The sequence below is a fragment of the Flavobacterium sp. JP2137 genome, from assembly GCF_050562195.1.
GTDB lineage: Bacteria > Bacteroidota > Bacteroidia > Flavobacteriales > Flavobacteriaceae > Flavobacterium.
Map to the genome: position 1 here is coordinate 2,993,155 of NZ_CP191647.1, position 19,919 is coordinate 3,013,073.

The 19,919-nt window shown below is 30.6% G+C and carries 16 protein-coding genes and 1 pseudogene; 8 read left to right on the forward strand and 9 right to left on the reverse strand.

What is annotated here, in order from left to right; translation table 11 throughout:
* Positions 1-128: 128 nt before the first annotated feature.
* The 4 genes from istA to ACQZ43_RS13315 all read right to left on the reverse strand — a co-directional run bounded on the left by istA (position 129) and on the right by ACQZ43_RS13315 (position 5,236).
* Positions 129-1,481, reverse strand: coding sequence for an IS21 family transposase (gene istA, locus ACQZ43_RS13300; protein ID WP_430613170.1), 1,353 nt, complete (start codon positions 1,479-1,481; stop codon positions 129-131).
* Positions 1,482-2,295: 814 nt separating this feature from the next.
* Complete coding sequence (locus tag ACQZ43_RS13305; protein WP_430613171.1) at positions 2,296-2,757, reverse strand: hypothetical protein; 462 nt, start codon at positions 2,755-2,757, stop codon at positions 2,296-2,298.
* Complete coding sequence (locus ACQZ43_RS13310) at positions 2,754-3,371, reverse strand: T6SS effector amidase Tae4 family protein (RefSeq protein WP_430613172.1); 618 nt, start codon at positions 3,369-3,371, stop codon at positions 2,754-2,756. The genes ACQZ43_RS13305 and ACQZ43_RS13310 overlap by 4 nt, the downstream gene beginning before the upstream one ends.
* A 44-nt stretch (positions 3,372-3,415) precedes the next feature.
* On the reverse strand, positions 3,416-5,236 hold the full coding sequence (locus ACQZ43_RS13315) for a hypothetical protein (RefSeq protein ID WP_430613173.1): 1,821 nt from the start codon (positions 5,234-5,236) through the stop codon (positions 3,416-3,418).
* Positions 5,237-5,331: 95 nt separating this feature from the next.
* Between ACQZ43_RS13315 and ACQZ43_RS13320 the strand changes: the two genes are divergently transcribed.
* The 7 genes and pseudogenes from ACQZ43_RS13320 (at position 5,332) to gapS4b (ending at position 15,365) form a co-directional block, all read left to right on the forward strand.
* Complete coding sequence (locus ACQZ43_RS13320; RefSeq protein WP_430613175.1) at positions 5,332-5,463, forward strand: hypothetical protein; 132 nt, start codon at positions 5,332-5,334, stop codon at positions 5,461-5,463.
* Positions 5,464-5,911: 448 nt separating this feature from the next.
* Positions 5,912-8,887 (forward strand): TrlF family AAA-like ATPase, encoded by a 2,976-nt coding sequence (locus ACQZ43_RS13325; protein ID WP_430613176.1) that lies wholly within the window; start codon positions 5,912-5,914, stop codon positions 8,885-8,887.
* A 121-nt stretch (positions 8,888-9,008) separates the two neighbouring features.
* Positions 9,009-9,986 (forward strand): annotated as a pseudogene (locus ACQZ43_RS13330) (IS256 family transposase).
* Positions 9,987-10,150: 164 nt separating this feature from the next.
* Positions 10,151-12,034: an AAA family ATPase gene (locus ACQZ43_RS13335; RefSeq protein WP_430613178.1), complete on the forward strand. Its 1,884-nt coding sequence runs from the start codon at positions 10,151-10,153 to the stop codon at positions 12,032-12,034.
* The gene (locus ACQZ43_RS13340; protein ID WP_430613180.1) at positions 12,027-12,977 is read left to right on the forward strand and encodes an HNH endonuclease; all 951 of its coding nucleotides are present in this window, start codon (positions 12,027-12,029) and stop codon (positions 12,975-12,977) included. The genes ACQZ43_RS13335 and ACQZ43_RS13340 overlap by 8 nt, the downstream gene beginning before the upstream one ends.
* 334 nt (positions 12,978-13,311) lie before the next feature.
* The gene (gene gapS4a, locus ACQZ43_RS13345; protein ID WP_430613181.1) at positions 13,312-14,247 is read left to right on the forward strand and encodes a GapS4a family protein; all 936 of its coding nucleotides are present in this window, start codon (positions 13,312-13,314) and stop codon (positions 14,245-14,247) included.
* Positions 14,248-14,249: 2 nt separating this feature from the next.
* A complete protein-coding gene (gene gapS4b / locus ACQZ43_RS13350; RefSeq protein ID WP_430613182.1) occupies positions 14,250-15,365 on the forward strand; it encodes a GapS4b family protein in 1,116 nt (371 codons plus the stop codon).
* 963 nt (positions 15,366-16,328) lie between these two features.
* Here gapS4b and ACQZ43_RS13355 read toward each other — a convergent pair.
* From ACQZ43_RS13355 to ACQZ43_RS13375, 5 genes are all read right to left on the reverse strand, one after another.
* On the reverse strand, positions 16,329-16,979 hold the full coding sequence (locus ACQZ43_RS13355) for an NAD(P)-dependent oxidoreductase (RefSeq protein ID WP_430613184.1): 651 nt from the start codon (positions 16,977-16,979) through the stop codon (positions 16,329-16,331).
* 75 nt (positions 16,980-17,054) lie between these two features.
* Complete coding sequence (locus ACQZ43_RS13360; protein WP_430613185.1) at positions 17,055-17,462, reverse strand: Rrf2 family transcriptional regulator; 408 nt, start codon at positions 17,460-17,462, stop codon at positions 17,055-17,057.
* Positions 17,463-17,734: 272 nt separating this feature from the next.
* Positions 17,735-18,619 carry an IS3 family transposase gene (locus tag ACQZ43_RS13365; RefSeq protein ID WP_430613186.1) on the reverse strand — a complete coding sequence of 295 codons (885 nt, stop codon included), beginning with the start codon at positions 18,617-18,619 and terminating at the stop codon, positions 17,735-17,737.
* The gene (locus tag ACQZ43_RS13370) at positions 18,616-18,861 is read right to left on the reverse strand and encodes a transposase (RefSeq protein WP_417995361.1); all 246 of its coding nucleotides are present in this window, start codon (positions 18,859-18,861) and stop codon (positions 18,616-18,618) included. The genes ACQZ43_RS13365 and ACQZ43_RS13370 overlap by 4 nt, the downstream gene beginning before the upstream one ends.
* A 106-nt stretch (positions 18,862-18,967) precedes the next feature.
* Positions 18,968-19,186 carry a hypothetical protein gene (locus ACQZ43_RS13375; protein ID WP_430613187.1) on the reverse strand — a complete coding sequence of 73 codons (219 nt, stop codon included), beginning with the start codon at positions 19,184-19,186 and terminating at the stop codon, positions 18,968-18,970.
* Between the two features lie 523 nt (positions 19,187-19,709).
* Here ACQZ43_RS13375 and ACQZ43_RS13380 point away from each other — a divergent pair.
* Positions 19,710-19,886 carry a hypothetical protein gene (locus ACQZ43_RS13380; RefSeq protein WP_430613188.1) on the forward strand — a complete coding sequence of 59 codons (177 nt, stop codon included), beginning with the start codon at positions 19,710-19,712 and terminating at the stop codon, positions 19,884-19,886.
* Positions 19,887-19,919 lie beyond the last annotated feature (33 nt).

The following is a 19,919-nucleotide window of genomic DNA, read 5'->3' on the forward strand; positions in this document are numbered from 1 at the left end:
ATTGCTTCTTGGTTGAGATCCATTTTGTGCTTAAGGATGTTTTTAATGTGTGTGTAGGTTGCTATATTCTCTTTTAAGGCTAGTTCACAAGCTTTTTCTAATCTATCAGAACCATAGCTTTTATGTAGCTATATTAGTCCCATAACTCGTTTATATCCTATTTCTGGATATTCAACATGATCAAGTATTTTCTCTACACATTTAACTACATTGTCCCCATGGGGTTGCGCTTGCTTTTTAAAGAATTCAGGGCTCCAACTAGTATAGTATTGATGTGTGCTTGACAGATGGTCTTTTGTTGTGTTATATGATCCCTTTGAAGGATTTCGTTTAAGTAAAGCTATGCGTAAATGATTGTAATAAACTTCAACCGTGGTATTGGTATAATGAAGGGTAGTTTGATGACCTATATAGCGGTAAGGGACACTGTAATAGCTCTTATCAGATGAAAAATACACATAACCTATCTTCTGTACTTTTGCTCTTTTATAATCCTTGATTTGATAGTTTGTAGATGGCAAAGGTTTTAGATACGGCCGTTCCACAGATTGAAAAAGTTCTGTTCGACTTGCTTCTTTACGCTGAAAAAGGAGTTGATTGTAATGAGCTAACCTTATTTGTATTTCTTGGTTTAATTCTTCTAAGGAAAAAAAGGTCATTTCTCTAATGGGATAAGAGATTCTTTGATACACCAGATGAACTGCGTTCTCCACTAAAGCTTTATCTTGTGGAGAGTAGGCTCTTGTTGGATTCACAACACAGCCATAATGTGAAGCAAAGTCTTTAAAACTTCGATTGATTTGTGCTTCATATTTACTAGAACGAGCTACAGCCGATTTTAAATTATCAGATACAATAGCCAGTGGAACGCCTCCATAAAAGTGTAAAGCATTGATGCAGCACTGGATTAAATCTTCTTTCTTTTGACTAGCACATGCTTGAACATAGGTGTATTGACTGTTGGGAAGGATAGCCACAAATACTTCTACAGGTATTATTTCTCCTGTTTGTTTATCTATATAGGAGAGCTTTTTACCTGCAAAGTCGATGTACATTTCTTTGCCAGGTTCATGCTCTAACTTCATGGAACCTTTTGCTTGTTTATACTTGCGATTATAATGCTCCATAAACTGAGTATAACTATAGGGGTTTACTGCTGTTTCAGCATATTGACTATAGTGATAGAGAAAGGTAAAACCAGGATGATTACGAGCTTTATTGACTGTTTCAAAGTACAACATCAACGCATTATGGCGCAGTGTATCAACAGTAGTAAAACTAGAAAAAAGCTCTGATAATTGCAGGGTTTCAAACGATAATAGCTGCTTAAATGAAAACTCACTTGCAGCAAAGAGCTGCATATACGTATTAACTGTGTTGCGGGAAATACCTAACGTATGAGCTATTTTTCGATTACTATAGCTATCTAAATGCAAGGTAATAATTTGTTTTAAGTCCATTGGATCAAGTTTATTAGCCATATCTTATCGTTTAGAAAACAACAAGATAGGTGTAATTAACTTTCCAAAGTGGCACGGTTTGAACCGAAATAACTAGAAGAGTTATTTTAAGTGGCACAAATCAAAACGGAAACTGGCACTATTCGAAACGGAATCACTGGCACGGTTTGACCGAAATCACTGGCACAAGTACTCCGAAATCACTGGCACAAATCGAAACGGAATATCCACACCGTAGCGAAGCGGAGATAATCTTTGACTTTCAAGCTCCCCCACTGCCGTACGAAATGTAAAAGGTAAACTCTCTACGTAAACATAAAACCTACAATATGATTGAGAGTTCCTGTATTTAATATATAACGTGAGAGGACTCGCGCGGTAGCTGGAGCTCAAGCAAAATTTGCGTTCAAAGTTTGATGCTGCTAACAACCTATTCTCTTCATTTTGTCTTGACACAAAACGAAGCAAAAAGTCAAGACTCTATAAAAAACTCCTAAAATCACTTGACTTCGCCTAAAAGATTTTAACTCCCTTCGGTCAAACACAAAATCTTTTTTCGGCTGCGTTGCAGTGATTTCTTAACGGATTTTTTATAAGGTCGAAAAGATTGTGCAAAATTCAAAATTAGCGTAGTACACATGGTTGTACTATCGCTGTAATTATTTAAAATATATGTGCGCCAGCAGGGGTAATAAAAGTCAGCATCTAACATTAACTCTAGCAGATTTTTTTTTTAGTAGTGACGAAGTCTAGGACTCCCTCATTACCCTTTAATACAGAAAACTAAGCTAATCCCTGCATAGCATAAGTCTGCTATATTTTATCTTGTGAAATCCTACTTTGTCTCTGGCACAATCTTATATTCGTTTAAAAATTTCAAAAAGTATTGTTTTTGTTCTCCTTGTTGTCCGATATCAATATCCGTACTGTAGTTTTTTTTATTTCTAATTAATTTTAGAAACTCCTTATATAACTTTACTTTTTTATCAAATTTACATCTTTTTGCTAGTTGATTAAATATTTTACTAAAAGACTCAATTTTAAGTAATCTAACTAAAGGAAATCCTTCATTATACAAACGTATATATAAATCTGAGAAATGTTCTTTCTGCCCTTTTTCACTTAAATCAAGTAAATATTCCTGATAAAGATCGCTGAAAATTTCAAACGATTTTTCATCATTTTCCAATTTAGTAGATACCTCGTCAAATAGTTTTTTATCTATAGTTTTTTGTTGGCTAAAACTAAACGAAAAAACAAATAAACTAATTATTAAATACAATGCTTTATTGTTCATGTTAATTCCCAAAAATAAATTGTTCCACCATATGAAATATAATTATGTCCGCCAAACGCATTTTTTTCACCACCAATCCACAATGTTGCATGCCCTGATATTCCACTCGAAAATCCACCTAAAATTATATAGATTCCATTTTTTTCTCCAATCGTTTTTTTAACATCCATTACATCTGAAGGTCCTTTAATTTCCTCATCAGCATCTCCCCAAACTTCACTTCTCGAAAGCCAATTTTTAAGATTTACCGCACTTGCAATAAACCCTTTTCCCTTAAACTTTCCTTTTTGCACAATAAAGTCTTTTTTCACAGTCATTCCTCCATTTAACAAACCTAATGAAACCCTAGTAGCACATGCATTTGTAAATGTATTTCTATCATAATTATCTCCTAAAATTGATGTAAAAACTGCTTCTGCGCTCCTGTCATCTGTTCCTGATTCATCTTTCGGATATCCTTCAAATACTTTACTCCAACTAGGCCTTTTTTTATTTTGGCTTGTAGTAGTATTCTGAAAAAAGGATGAATCAATTCCCCACTTATTTACTTCTTCTCCAAACCATTCCGAATTTTCAGCACTCCAGGGATTATCAAATTCTTTAAAATCACTCATAAAGTTTAGTTTTTATATAGACAAACTATCGTTGTTAAACAACCTTACTCCATCTTTTTATCATTGCATCCACATCCACCGCTTTGAGGTACATCACAACACTCTGTAAACACTTTCTTATATAATTTCGCTCTTTCTTCTGGAACATTTATATTATCAATAACTTTAATGGCTTGTTCTAATCTTTGATTTTGAAGTGCTGCATTTTGAGTTGCCGCATCTTGTAATTTCTGATTATAACAATCTAAACTCTCGCCCTGTCCGAGTAAAGCATCAACAATTAAAGATGGTGTTCGCAAAATTCGTTCCGAAGTATTAAGTATAATTCCTTGGACTTTTTTGTCTTTATAAATCTGTTCCAAGTTCTTTCTTACTTTTACATACTCTACAGTTTCTCCTCCATATTTCGGATCAATACAATTACTCATTTTTTCTGTAACTTTTTCTATTAGACTAACCGTCTTATTTTCATGATCCCGAATACTACACAATTGAGTAAAAATCATTTGTTTAGTTTTCTCAACCGTTTCTTTGTCCTTTAAAACCTCGTCCAAGAGTTCGTCCAATCCCATCATTCTACAAGATTTTCTATTTCCTAAGCCACCATAGTATACAAAAGATACGTCTACTAGATGCGTAATACTGATATATTCCTGTAGCAGTTGTCTAAAAACAAAATTAAGCACTCTACTTTTATTGATATTCTCCAATTCTCTAACAGTGGTTTCTTCATACTCTGAAAGAGAAGAAGTCGTCGTTTCTGTATTAATTTCAATTTGACGTAAAGAATCAGATTTAGACACGTGATGAGAAGTAGCTGAGGAAAGCATATTTACTTGTGTCTGTATAGCGTTACTAATTGTAGACGTGGAAGAACCTGTGCCACCTCCACCTCCGCCTCCGCCAATCTTTACAATTCCAAGGTTTAATCCAAACCCACCTCCAGCTTTCCAATTATTTGTTTTAGTACTTACTTCCTGTTCGCTCATATTAATAGCATGACCTACTTCATTTTGAAGCGCTTTTTGTAAATCTTCTGCACTGCTCTCACTATAACTATCTAAAATATTTTGCGCCTGTAAGCGAGTTGTTTGTTCTTGTAAATAGGTTCGTATAGAAATAGTTGTTCTTTCACCTGGTAATAACGAAAATGTTTTAATTGTCTTTCCTGCTCCATAATCTCCTAAAAAAGAAGACATTTTCATTTCTAAAGCAATCATTAACTCAGGAGTTTCAAACGTCTGTTTTTTCGTATCAATAAACCGAGTTAGTATTTTATCTCCTAGTGGGTTTACCTCTAATATAGGACGATACCCATCTTTAATCATTGAAGCAACATAATCAACAGGGATATAGGCTCTTTTTAATGGAGTAGCTATATGTACCGTTTGTCCTGTAGAAGGACTAATTGGGTTTGTAGTTAATTGCGGAGTGATTGGATTCGAAATGAATAACTCTTCTTGATTAGCATCTTCGAAATTAAATATTGGATCAATAGCATATAAGCTAGTTCGTCGATCTCTTTCAATAGAAGATTGCTTTTCTAACTTAGTTCTTTCTAAAGCTACATTGACAATCGCAATATTACTTCTATCAAGTAAAGCCGAATTATCTATTATTTTCAACGCCCCACCACTTTGAATATCTTGCAAAACCAAAGCTTTAATTTCTTCTATAGGTTTCTTAACTAGTTCCAACCAAAAAATATTTTTCTCTGTTGGTTTGAACCAATCCTTAGGAATCTGAAGATTTAAAAATGAAGTTACGCTATATGACGTATTTTGAGGTAGGTTATAATTCAAAATACTAGCCTTGCCATCTTTATCCAATTTGATAAAGGGCTCTTGAGGTAAACATGAATCCATAATTATTTATATTTTAAAAATAATATTACAAAAGCTACTTATCTACATGAGTACATAAATATAACAACAATTAAGACATATAAACAAATAATATTATGAAAATTCAATTAAAAAACATAAGAACAGGGAGAATAAAAACAAAATATTTAAGCGAAAAAGGAACAGGTTACTTTGAATCCGGTAACACTTTAATAAAAACATCTCTACAAATATCCATTAAACTTTAAGTCAAATCCTTCCCAAAGTATACTTTGAAGTATACTAATAAAAGTTACCATTATGCTAACATCAAGTTATGTTTTGAGGCACTCGAAATTGAGATTCGAGCTTTCAAAACTACTTGCTCTTGCAGCCGGCTGGAAAACTATTCCGAAGTCGGTAGTTTTTTTGTTGAAATAATAGATAGACGCAAAATATTGAGGGGGTTTACGGATTTCCGTATTGAAGATTAATAAAATTATATTATGTTTGAAAAAAATTAATATTATTTAGATATTTCGCTATTCATAATAAATTATATGCTATAAATTTAACATACAAAAAGTTAATTATACTATTAGCGAGTTATACGAAATACGGATATAGGTGTAGTTTTACAAAACTAAACTGTATTTTGTTTCGTGAAAAAACAATGTTAGGCGATATCTTATTCAACAATCCCTCATAAACTATAAAATGATTAAAGGCTCAGAATGGAGAAAGTGGAACTTTCATGTCCATACAAAAGGAACTAATAAAAATGACCAATTCACATCTAGAAATATAGACGAGTTTTTTTCTATTTTTTTTAAAAAGGCTATAGAAAACGGAATTGAAGCAATTGGTATAACAGATTATTTTTCACTTGATAGATATAAAGATGCTATACAATATGTTTTAGATATTGATTCTAAAATAAATGAAATTACTCAACACAAATTATTTTCAGAAAAAGAAATTTCCACAATAAAGAAAATGTTTCTTTTTCCTAATGTTGAATTAAGAATGTTACCTTCTACAGATAGAGCAAGATTAATAAATATTCATTGCATATTTAATCCTACTTATGTTCCACATTTAGAAAATGATTTTTTCGGTCACCTCTCAAATCAAGATGGGATAAAAATGAATCGACATGGTCTTATTGAATATGGAAAAAGATTAGATACAAACTTATCTACTGATCAACTAAGATATAAGAAAGGTATTGATAATTACACAATTGATCTAAAGTCTTTAAAAGAACTTATTGCGAATAATAAGAACTTTAAAGACAATTGTATTATAGTTGTTAGTAATTCAAATAATGATGGTGCTTCTGCTATACAGAAACATTATGATTTATTTGAAAACGAAGATGGCTCATTAGATGGATTGAGAAAATCAATTTACCAAATTTCTAATTGTATTTTTTCGACAAACGGAAAAGATATTAACTATTTCCTAGGTAAGCGATTAGAAGAAACAGAAGGATATAATGAAGAGATTTACAAAAAGGAAGTCGAAGATGTAATAAGAGATAGAGGGTCACTTAAACCTTGTCTTGTTGGTTGTGATTCACATTCAGAAGAAACTTTATTCACGAAATTTACTTGGATTAAATCGGATTTAACTTTTGAAGGATTAAGACAAATTTGTTTTGAACCAGAGCAACGTGTAAAAATTAAAGCATCAAAACCAGACTTTAAAGAAGATAAAGTGGTTATTGAGAAAGTGAAATTTATGTCACAAAGTAAAAAGTTTAAAAATGAAGAAATCCACCTTAATCCAAATCTAAACGTGATTATTGGAGGTAAATCATCTGGTAAATCTATATTGTTATTTTCAATTGCTAAGACTTTACTACCTGACCAAGAAATTCTAAAAAATGATAATGATGAAGAAAAATACAATTTACTCTCATTAGATTCTGATTTCAATTTTGAGGTGACTACAAAGGCAGGGTTATCTCAATTTTTATTTAGAGATCCAAATGAAAACTCTATTATTCCAGACATTAAATATATACCTCAAAACTATTTAGTTAAGCTAGCGGAGCCTGAAATAAATAAAAAAGGAAAACCATTAAATAAACTAGTAAGAGACTTAATAAATGAGGATGCTGATTCGAAATCTAAATATGATTCATTTATTACAAATGTTAAACAATTTGATAAAGATAGAGAAGATAAAATTAATAAGTACTTTGATTTATTAGATAAAGTTGAAAAATTAAATGAGGAATTAAAAACAAAATCAAATAAAGAGGTACTTGACACAAATATTAATTCTAATACAACTAAAGTTGAAGAACTTAACAAAGAGGCTGGATTAAATGAAGAGGAACTTACTAAATATAAAGAATTACAAGAAAAAGACAATAAGAATAAAGAAAGAAGTGAAGATATTAAACATGATTATAAATTAACAAAAGACTTTATAAATATTTCTATTGAAAAGATACAGGAGCTTAAAAAATTAAAATCTGAGTTTATTTCGAATTTAAAAGATGTAAAATTTTCTGCATATTATAAAGAAAAATTATCCTTGATTGATACGATTGAAAATCAGTTGAATGAATTACAAAAAGAAATTATTTTTATAAAAAATGAAGAAGGTAATACTGTTTTTTCTCATAGTAATGTATTCAAAACTAAAATGGAAGAAATAAAATCAGAAAAAACACAAATCTTCACTGATTTGACACCATTTACTCGTAATGAAGACATACAAAAACAAATAAAAATATTAAACGAATCAATTCAAACCGATAAAAAATTATTACTTGAAATTGAAAGTTTGAGCAAGCAAATTACAGATAAGAAAACTTCAATCAAAACATATAAAACAGAAATATTCGATTTATACGACAACGTTTACAATGAGTATCAAAAAGTTATCGAAGAACTAAAAGACAGAACTATCGAATTAGAAAAAGATGGACTTAAAATAGAGGGCATTTCTCAAATAAACTTTTCGAAGATATATAAATCTATTTATCAAATAAGCGATGGAAGAAAAGCTCATTACAGAAACTATGAAAAATTATTAGATTTAAATAAAAAATCTACCGATAGCTTTGTCTATGTAGAAATAAAACAAGAGCTTATTAAAATATTTGATTCTATTATGGACGGTACATATGCTGTCTTACCAAGTACAAATAAAAAAAATGCAATCAAAATTTTACTAGAAGATTACTTCTTTGATTATTGGAAAATAACTTTCAAAAATGATAAGTTAGGAGAAATGTCAACTGGTAAAGCAAGTTTTGTCATTTTAATGCTTATAATTGGACTTAGTAAATCTAAATCTCCGATTTTAATAGATCAACCTGAAGATAACTTAGATAATAGGTCAATAACCAAAGATTTAGTAAATTATCTTAAAAATAAAAAATTAGAACGACAAATCATTGTAGTAACACATAATTCAAATATTGTTGTAAATGCTGATGCAGAAAATATAGTTATTGCAAATCAAAAAGGACAAAATGATACAGAATCAACAAGTGAATATCATTTTGACTATACTAATGGTGCTATAGAAAATAGTAAGCAAATAGATAAAAATGAAACCGATTTATTAAAATCTATGGGTGTAAGAGAACATATTGCAGAAATTGTCGAAGGTGGAAAAGAAGCATTCATTTTACGTGAAAAAAAATACAGATTTATAAAAAACATCTCCTAACATCGGCTTGGCGAAATGGCGGGTTAAAGGGACACTGTCCAAAAAAACTACGTAAATACTTAAAAATGAATTGATTATATAAAAAACAAGTATTTTTTTTATATTTAAATTTTATACAGTTATGAAAACAATCGATTCCATTCCAGACGAGTTTTTCAAACAATTTAAGACAGGAGAAGAACTCAATAGCTTTTTTAGAGAGCTACAAAAACGAGCCGTCGAGAAAATGCTAGAAGGTGAGCTAGATGCTCATTTAGACTATAAAAAGTATGACTCTCGCAAAGAAACCAATACCCGTAATGGTTATTCCTCAAAGACCATTAAAACTAGTTATGGCGAGGATGAAATCCAAGTTCCTAGAGACCGGAACGCAAGTTTTAACCCTATAACTAATCCCGAAACGAAAAAGTATGGTAGAGGGTTTGGAAAACGTTATCGTTTCCCATTATGCAAAAGGGATGAGTGTTTCTGATATTGAAGAACAAATAAGAGAGGTTTATAATTTTGATGTCTCACAATCCACTATTTCTCGTATAACAGATGCTGTGACCGCAGACATTATTGCTTGGCAAAATCGCCCACTTGAACCGGTTTATTTAATTGCTTGGATGGATGCAATTGTATTTAAAGTCAGAGAAGGATCTAAAGTAATTAATAAAATCATCTATATCACAGTAGGATTAAAAAGGGATGGACTCAAAGAAGTACTTGGATTGTGGCTAGGTAAAAACGAATCTTCTTCCTTCTGGATGAGTGTATTAACAGATCTTAAGGCACGTGGCACCGAGGATATTTTAATCACAGCAACCGATAATTTAAATGGCTATACCGACACTATTCGTACTTCTTTTCCTGAATCTAAAATACAAATCTGTGTAGTACATCAATTGCGAAGCAATCACGATTTCCAATAATAAATATAAAAGAATTAGTAAAGTATACTAAAAATAAATTATCATTCCCTACAGACGAAGCAGTTATGAAATCAATATATTTGGCTGTAAGAGAGGCAACAAAGAAATGGTCTATGCCTGGGCGAAACTGGGGAGTTATTCTAGATCCCTTTCTAATTCTTTACGAAAAAAGGGTTAGACTTTAATTAAAAAATCTAACCCAAGTATTTTTGACTTACACACTTTATGAGACAGTCCCCTAAAAAACGACTGACTTTATTATTTCCCCAAGAGCTATCGGAAACTGCAATTACAAAATTGGTTCGGAAATGTAGTTGAATCACTAATTATTTAATAAACCCTATAAGAGATGAGAATTATTGCCATCAGACCATTAAAAAACTGTCATCCAGATTATTTAAAACTATTGTCAACAGATACTACATACTTTTTGTTAAACAGTTTTGAAATCGATACAGAAGATAAAATAAGAGAAAAAACAAGTCTTCCAAAGAATTTCTTTTCATCTAACAAACCACAAATCAATATTCAGGCAATAGTTGGTAAAAACGGTTCAGGAAAAAGTACGCTCATTGAATTACTCTTTCGAGCCATTAATAATATAGCTTTTGATTATCAAAAAATTAAAATCGCTGATATACAGAAGTTAAAGAATCTAAAAGTAGAACTATATTTTGAAACCGATACTTTTTATAAAGTTAAAATTGTTGACGACAAGATTTCTTTCTTTAAATACGATGGAAGAAGTAAAAGAATAAATATTCCCATTAAACATGAAGCGATAGACCTAAAAGATTTCTTCTATTCTATCGTAGTTAACTATTCTCATTATGCTTACAATGCAAGTGACAACGATGAGTGGCTTGATGGATTATTTCACAAAAACGACGGATATCGTACTCCTCTAGTATTAAATCCGTTTAGAAGAGAAGGAAATATTGATATTAATAGTGAAAATCACCTTGTGAAGTCACGCTTTATTACAAATCTGCTCCTGCCAATACCAGACAATCATTTCAGAAATATTTCAAAAAATCTTTATGCTAGCGATTTAGAATTAAAAGTAAACAACAATATCAGTAATAAGCCCTACAAAGAACTTTATAGACTAAGTACTAAAACTAAGGTAACGATGAATGAAGTTATTTTAGATAATGACGACCTACTAAGAAGACTAGATAGTTACTTTAAATTTGGATATAAGAACCTTGATTTAGAAAAATATAAAATTGCCATAGACTATGTAATCTATAAGTTGGTAAGTATAGCATTAAAATATTACAATCACGAAGATAATTATTTTTTAAAAGAAGAAAGACAGTTTAATAGCATAAAATTAGACCAGTTTTTTAAAGAAATATATGAAGATACTTCTCATGTCACTTTAAAATTGAGGCAAACTATCAATTTTTTAAAATTCAAACATTTTGAATTGAAAGATCAAATAATATCTCTTGAGAATTTATCCAAGATAAATAATGATATAGTAATACGTAAAACTATAAAAGCTGAAAGTATAGAACTTCTTCCCCCGCCTATCTTTACAGTTGAGGTAGGGTTAACTTCTGTAACTAATAAAAATAAGAGAATTTTATTTAGTACATTAAGTTCAGGAGAAAAACAAATGATTTATTCTGTCAGTTCTATTCTGTACCATATTCTTAATTTAGAGTCGATTCCTTCTAACACTCAAAAAAGAACGGTTTATAGATATATAAATGTGGTCCTCGAAGAAATAGAAATGTATGCTCATCCAGAAATGCAAAGAACATATATTAATTATATTGTAAAAAGTATAGAAAAACTTTCTCTTAAACGGACTTTAGGAATCAATATCTGTTTTATTACCCATTCACCATTTATACTATCAGACATTCCCGAATCAAACATTTTATTTCTTAATGAAATTGGTTTACCAGAACCATTAGCGGAAACACTAAAAACATTCGGAGGAAATATACACGATCTATTAGCCCAAAGTTTCTTTTTAACAGAGGGGGCAATTGGGGCATTCGCTTTAAATAAAATAGATCAGACTATTAAAACACTAAAAGAAAAAACTATGGAGAACAGTACTGATTATGAAAGAAATGAAATATTAGAAAATATAAATATTATTGGTGAACCCTTTTTGAGAAACAAACTCTTGGATATGTATTATTTAAAATTTGAAAAACAAAAACGTATCGATGAACTAGAATCTGAACTTAAAAAATTGAAATCAAATGGTTAATCTCAATCTAAATGATGTTGCGGCTAACAATCACTTTAAAGCTCTAAAAGATTGCCTACAAAATCGGATAAAAAAAATTCTAAAAAATGGTGTTGTAAAAAGCAAGACCAAATATCTTCCTAATAATGATTTGAAGATATATTTAAATTACTTGCTCATAGATGATAATCTGAAACAATTAATAATTGCCAGACCTGAATCTATAACTGAGATTATATCTTTTACTAAGAACCGTTATGGTAGTTTTTTAACAAAGAACCACCCATCAAATATTATTTTAAATAATCTTTTTGTAAAAAGTTGCTATGATGATACAAAAGTATTTTCAAAACATGATTTTATAAAAACCATAGATATCGATACTTGTCCATATTGCAATAGGAGCTATATTTATTATCTTTCTAAAAACAAAGAGATTAAACCAGAAATAGATCACTTTTTTCCAAAATCAAAATACCCTTTTTTGGCTATGTCATTTTATAACCTTATTCCAAGTTGTCAAACATGCAATGGATTTGGGGGAAAGGAAGAAAAAGATCCTTTAAAAGAGGATTTGATCAATCCATATTTATTAAAAAGCTCTGATTTTTCATTCACATTTGAACCTATCTCTAGTAGGATCATAAGTACACTCCTTGATAAAAACAGTATTAAGGTTAAAATCATAAAGAATATTCCGGGCCATTTAGATGTATTCAAATTAAAAGAATTATATGAATTACATTCTGACCATGTTGTAGAATTAATATTTAAGAGTAAAATCAAATATTCAGATACTTATAGGGCTTATCTTGAAAAATATAAAGACAAAGGTTTAGAGTTTAGTGACAATGAAATTGACAGGATGATTTTAGGAAATTATGCTACAGAAGAAGAGATTCATAAAAGACCTTTGACTAAGTTGTATCAAGATATAGGAAAAGAACTAGGGTTAATAAAATAGGAAATAGTATATTTTTTAGATATTTATTTCGCTTAAACCTATTGGTATATTACTAATCAACATTTGGTAAGTATTAATGATTTTTAGAATTATAGTATTTGTCAGTTTGAGATGGCTTGATATATTTGGTAATTACTGTAAAGGAAAAACGAAAATTTTAAGAATGAGAAAGATTCCATAAGTTTGATAATATCAGTTAATCAAATAATTTTTTAGAACATTTAGCATAATTAATATATTTTGTTGAAATAGTGATAGTCATTCAGAAGAATATACAGATTTATATATATCTTTGAATTATGTCATTTTTGTATAAATAAATTTATAATAAGTAATGGGAGAATGGTCCAAAAAAATTGGAGAATACGGTGAAAATGTAGTGAAAATCTTTTTTTCTGCAATAGGCTGGTACGACTTAGCGACAGGTATAAGTTTACCCTGTTTAAATAATCAGACACATCTAAATGATAAAGATAAGCCAAAAGAAACGCATGGAATTGATTTTCTATTTTCTTATATCAACCCTCTTGTTTCTGGCCAACTTAATAATATTGTCATTTCTTCAAAATATAAAACTGAAAAATATCCTAATAGCGCAACAAAGCTATTTAAGGAATTTATGGAAGATTTAATAACAACTGTTGAATGTTATCAAAGCTCAACTCTAAAATTCAATTCAACTTCTAATTTTAATTATTCTTCTGCAAATGACATAGGAGTTCTTTTTTGGTTAAATAATAATCCTGATAGTACTGATGATCTAATATCTATAGTCGCAAATGCTCGTATTGTAGATACATACAGTAATAACACTATATTCTTAATGGATAATAAACGTGTTGCCTTCATACTTGAAGTTATGAAGTTCGTTAAAACTAAAAGCAACAAATATGATTATTCATTTTATTATCCTAATACAGGACAAAATATTAATCCTGTAGAGAGACAAAATGCAGGAAAAATACTACCTGTCGAATATCTCAATTCTTCTATTATTCCTGTCAGATTAGTTAATAAGGACAATCAAAAAGAGATCTGTTTACTACTTGCAACTTTAGATGATTTTGACATTCATGATTTATTACGACTAATAGGTTTAGCTAAAGACATTACAACAGAACTTGTAGGTTCTATAATTATAGCTTTCCCAGATTATCAGGAACTAAAACATAGTGAAGCTGTTGCTATCGCTAAACAAAATTTTCAAGCTAATGAGTTTACAAAAACAATTTCTGTTATAAATTTTCTTAACCCAATAAGTGTATTTTAATAATGAACACAACACATAAAGACATACATAAAATACTCCCGTATGGTGAACAGCTGAGGGGATTTGCTAATCAGAAATATATTACTCCTACTGAACTAAATAGAGTACTTAGAGAAAGAGGCATCTTTTCTTTAACTATTGATAAAGATTTTACTGTTCCACTATTACAAACCTTAATGCTTTCTCCAAAAGAATTTGATAAGATAAGAGAATCATTCTCTACTAGAGAAGATAACAGAAAAGTAAATTCAAGTAGTATTAATTGGTCTATAAAAGATAGTATTATAATTCCAGAAATACAAAATGTTGATGTAAATAATTTCATGCAATCGAAATTGCCTAGTTGTAGTTTAGAGAAACCTGTTATTTTTTTACCAGTAGACGATAATAAAAATCATTTAAGAGCTGAAATCCTTTTGAAAAGAAATGATATTAACAAATCTTGGTATGAACAAACTAATATTTTTGAATGTACAATTGATTTAATCAATGATGATGAAGGAAAAGGACGAGCTATTATTTCTCATACGGCCTCTGAAACCAAAGATCTTGCAGAATTTGTACTAAAAACTCAAATTCAAGAATATAAAAAACGGAGTTATATTAATGAAAAAGAAGAACTAAGGAAAATAGTTTTTAATGATTTTACAAATGAAGAAAGATTTAAATTTTTCTTTAACTTAACAAAAGATTTAGATTTAAGTTCTTTTACGTCCACAGATATTAAGGATATTTCTATTAGACCAAATGACTCTACTCTTCCTGATGAAATTAAATGGATGGAAAAATTAAATAGAATAGTATTATCTGGGAAATCTTTAGATAAAAAAGATTTTATTAAAGAGGATCAATTCCATAAGCATTTAGAAGTATGGAGTATTGAGTCTTCATTTAATTACGATATCAATAATCAGAAAGGTATATGTACTTTTATTTTCGGTTTTCCAGATTATTTAACGAAAAAAGTAAATGCTGAATTTGAGCTAAATATATCTACGTTGACCCCATCAAAAACTATTGACTCTAGGGCAAAAAAACTATTAAAGTCTACCTTATTAGCAGAAATGGACAAACAGAAATCTAAAATATTTAATGATTTTCTAAATACTAGTGAATAGTTAATTAGAATTGTATTCGATTTGTTCTTTTAAAAGGTACTAAAAATGAAAAAATAAATTTTATTATTTTATCTTTACATCAGAATCAAACGATTCTGTAGGCTTCCCCTTTTTAGGACACCTCCTATTCGATAAACAATTTATGTCAACATAGTATTCTCTACAAAATTACTTTAAAATAAAATTACCTATCTTCGATTTACAATTAAAATTTTCATTACATAAAAATCGTAGATTTAAGGCTCGGTCAATTAGGTGCACACAAAAATTAAAAACTTTGAAAGCCCCTATTTATAAAGCATACGGAGTGTGGTGTAAATCCCTCTTTCTCCGCCAAAAAAAAGAAACCCGACCTCAGTCGGGTTTTTTCATTTTACTTCTTTTTGGCATCGCGCTCGCTCGTAAGCACAAAAAGTGGAAAACGAAAAGCAACGTTACGCAGTAACGTTGTCTTTTTTATGAACCGCCTCCCCTAGAAGGGAACACCCGAGCGTAGCGGAGGTAATCCTCTCTTTCCAAAAGCTTGCTTAAAACAAAAAAAAGGACCAAGGACGGGTTTTTTGTTTGAGTCTACTCCCCCTTCGGGGATTAAGAATTAATCCCTCTTTCTCCGCAAGTAGCGATACAAAAAAGAACAAAACCCTGTGAATCGTACGATTTACGGGTTTTTTTCATTTTGGGATACTATGAAAAAAGCACCAAAAACTTTACATCACAACCACAACACAGAAAAACCCTAATGCCTTTGTATTTTCTATATACCGTAACACCATCCACAAATTGGATCCATCACGTAAATTATTTTCATTTTAATAAAACTTGTTTAATTAAACGTATCCTGCTTGATAATTTTTCATTATTCCTTGAAATAAAGGTGATAACACGACTATGTTATACATAAAATTAATGGAAATTTTGAATCATCAAGTAGCATACGCTATAGACAAGTGTTTTATAAAAAGATTAGTAAGCAACGGTGAATCGCTCCTTAATGTGTTTTGGTTGCTCAACTTCATCTACGATAGCAACAGCTACATCTTCTGCAGAGATTATACTTCTGTTATTTTCATCGAAAACGGGGTTTTCTAAACTTGTACGGTATGTCCCTTTTCTTTCACCGGAAGTTCCTTGGTGCATTTCAATAGCTGGACTGATGAAAGTCCAATCTAAATCTTGTTCTTTTTTAATGATGTTTAAATAATCTCTGGATGCTAAAGCACCTGCTTTCCATTCTTCTGGGAAATCCGGGCTATCCACAAGTTGTACACCATCAGCAATATATAAACTTCCTGCTCCACCCATTATAATCAATCTTTTTACACCTGATTTTTTTACACTTTCTTGAATAGCTTCTGAACCTTTCAAAAACTCGTCGTAGATATTTGGATTAGTCCATCCTGCATTGAATGCACTTACTACTATATCGTGTCCTTTTACAGTATCTGCTAATGCAGCAGTATCAAATATATCTACTTTTATTGCTACTACGTTTTCTGTTTTGGCCACCGCCTGTGGATTTCTCACGATAGCGGTTACTTGATGATTTCTGTTTACTAATTCATTCAAGATTTTTGATCCTACGAAGCCTGTTGCTCCAATTAATGCTACTTTCATCTTTTTTAAATTTAAATTTTTAATAGTACTTCACCAAACTGTGTATTGTTTTGTTACAGTTATTTTTAAAAAAAATCAGAAGAATTTTTTACTGAAATCTTCTAATGTAATTTGATTAATTTCTTTAAGAAATGCTTTATCGACTGTTTCGAAAAGATTTTTTAAGTGGGTATTAATATCTTTACCAACGGGACACTCTGGGTTCGGATTATGCGATTTTCCTAATAGATGAACTTCACTTACTGCTTTGTATAATTCCGATAAATGTATTTTTTTTGCAGACCTTCCGAGAGCGTATCCGCCACCTTTACCTTCTTTACTCGTAATAAATCCAAAAGTTTTCAGATTTTTTATTTCTTTTCGTATAGCAGCAGCATTTACATTTACACTTCCAGCTATATACTCAGACGACAATAATTGTCCTTCTTTCATGCGGAGGAGTGTTAGAATATGTAATACCGTAGCAAATCTAATATTGTTCATACTGTAACATTTGTTATTACAGTACAAAAGTAAAACTTTTTATGGAAACAACAATATGACATTTAAATTTTAACTTATTTTAGCATAGTTTGCTTTTGATGGAAATGTGTTATGTAGCAAAATAAACGTGAGTCCGACTTAAATCATTATTCCATTTTTCATCAATAGTATCAATCCAAAGCTTTTCTGGGGAATAAGAATAAGCAATCAAAGCTATTAATATATTTGCAATCAGGTTATTGAAGAATTGCAACTTTAATTTGGAGACTTTTTTACGCAGCCATTGGCTGGAAATTAATCAATAGTTTTTCCCTTTCATTAGGTGTTAAATATCCCAATGAAGAATGCCTCTTTTTCTTATTGCAAAAGCCTTCTATGTGTCTGAAAATATATAACTTAGCCATTCCTTTATTGCTGAACTTTCTATGATATACCAGTTCGCATTTCAGTGATTTAAAGAAACTTTCTGCTACTGCATTGTCCCAGCAATTTCCTTTGCGACTCATACTGCGAGTTATTTTTTTATAAGAATCAAGAACATTTACAAACTTTTTACTCGCATATTGGACACCTCTATCGGAATGAAAAATCAAACCTTCTTCAATATTTCGGTTTTTAACCCCCATTTTCCAAGCTGCAAGTGTAGTTTCATCCGTACTCCTTCCGTCGCTCAAGCTCCAGCCTATAATTTTTCTGTCGTACAAATCCATTGTAGTTGTCAGGTATATAAATCCTTCTTTGGTTAGGATATAAGTAATATCCGAAACCCATACTTTTGAAGGTGTTTTTATGAAAAACTCCCTATTTAATATATTTTCGACGACTAAATAATTATGATTCGCGTTGGTCATTACTTTGAATTTCTTGCTTAATTTACTTCGAAAGCCTAGCTCTTTCATATATTTCGCTACTGTAATTCTACAAATTTTATGACCTAAAATCTGAAGTTCAAATGTTATTCTAGGACTTCTATAGCGTTGCTTGGATTCAAAATAAATTGATGTTATCTGTTCTTTTATGGCAATTGTTCGTCGCAACCTAGCGCTAATTCTTTGTTTTCTCCATCTGTAATAACTTCCATTGCTAACCAAAAGAACTTTGCACATTTTTTCAATCGGGAATAGTTGTTCATTGTTTTTAATGAAACTATAAATCATCGACCGCTCTTGGAAAAAATGCCGATTGCTTTTTTTAATATATCACGTTCTAACTCGGCATCCTTGAGTCTTTTCTCTAATTCGTGGATTTTTTCTTGCTCGGGAGTGAGTTTTAAATTTCCTTTCCCAGGAAAACTTCCTTCTCCAAATTCCTCGAACTCTTTGCGCCATTTATACAACTGTGGTGCTGTTACTCCCAACTCTCTGGCGAGTTCTGATACATTTGTTCTATCATAACTCAATTGAACGGCTTTTTTTTAAAAGCTCTGTCATAAATTTTGCGGACTTGTTTCATAGATTAAAATTAAGATTATTTCTTAACTTACTGTGATGGCTAAGTTAGCATGTCTAGCTGTTATTATAAATGCTATAAGTATGAGTTGTTGTGATATAATCTGAAAAATGATAGTAAATAGGATAATCATTGTCTTCCCCATTAATTTTTCGCCACCATCTCTCTAGTCCTTCGGAATAATTTTGATAATAGTTCGCAATTTTTCCGACTTCATATTCACAAGAAACGATACCAAAAGCGACAAAAACAACTAATAATTTGAATGATTTCATTTGTCCTGTTTTTTGTCACGGGTATAATACGCTCCCTTTTAAAAATAATTCGCTATTAGAATGGATACCCGAAGGAGTAACGATAAAGCAGTTTTCGCATTACTTCACTATTCGTACTATGATTGTCATATATCTCGCTTTACCGATGCCGTAGGAGCCTACAGCCGTGACCGCACTTCCCCCTCTGTTTGAGGTGATTTTATAACCCGTTTCCTTGACCTACTCTTACACTAAGGAGTATTTCCTCTTTTATTCTCCTCCGCTTTGAGAAGAACATACAAATTCGACAGTATTATACCCTTAAACTTCCTTTTTCCCTCCAAATGAAGCTAAATTTACCAACCCATAAATCGCATTATGTCTAAACAAAATACTCATAATTCACAAATAATAGCTACAATAACACATAAACAATGAATTTTAGAAAACAAATTAACATTATTTATAATTAAATTAATTTGGTAAAAACTAAAATATATTTATTTTTGAAAAGAGTAATTAGTAACTTTTAAATTATTTACAGATGAAAAAAAATTTGTTTGCAGTTGCTTTTGCCTTAATAGGTTTTTTGGCTCAAGCCAATACATCGACTAGTAATCAGTGCGGTGTATCCAAATTAAACGAATCCATACGTCTTGAAACAAGTAAATATCACTGTTTTGATTTTTATGATTCTTGTGGTGGAAGTTGGGAAGTATGATATCAAGGATATGCTTTAGATCAAGTAGCCGAT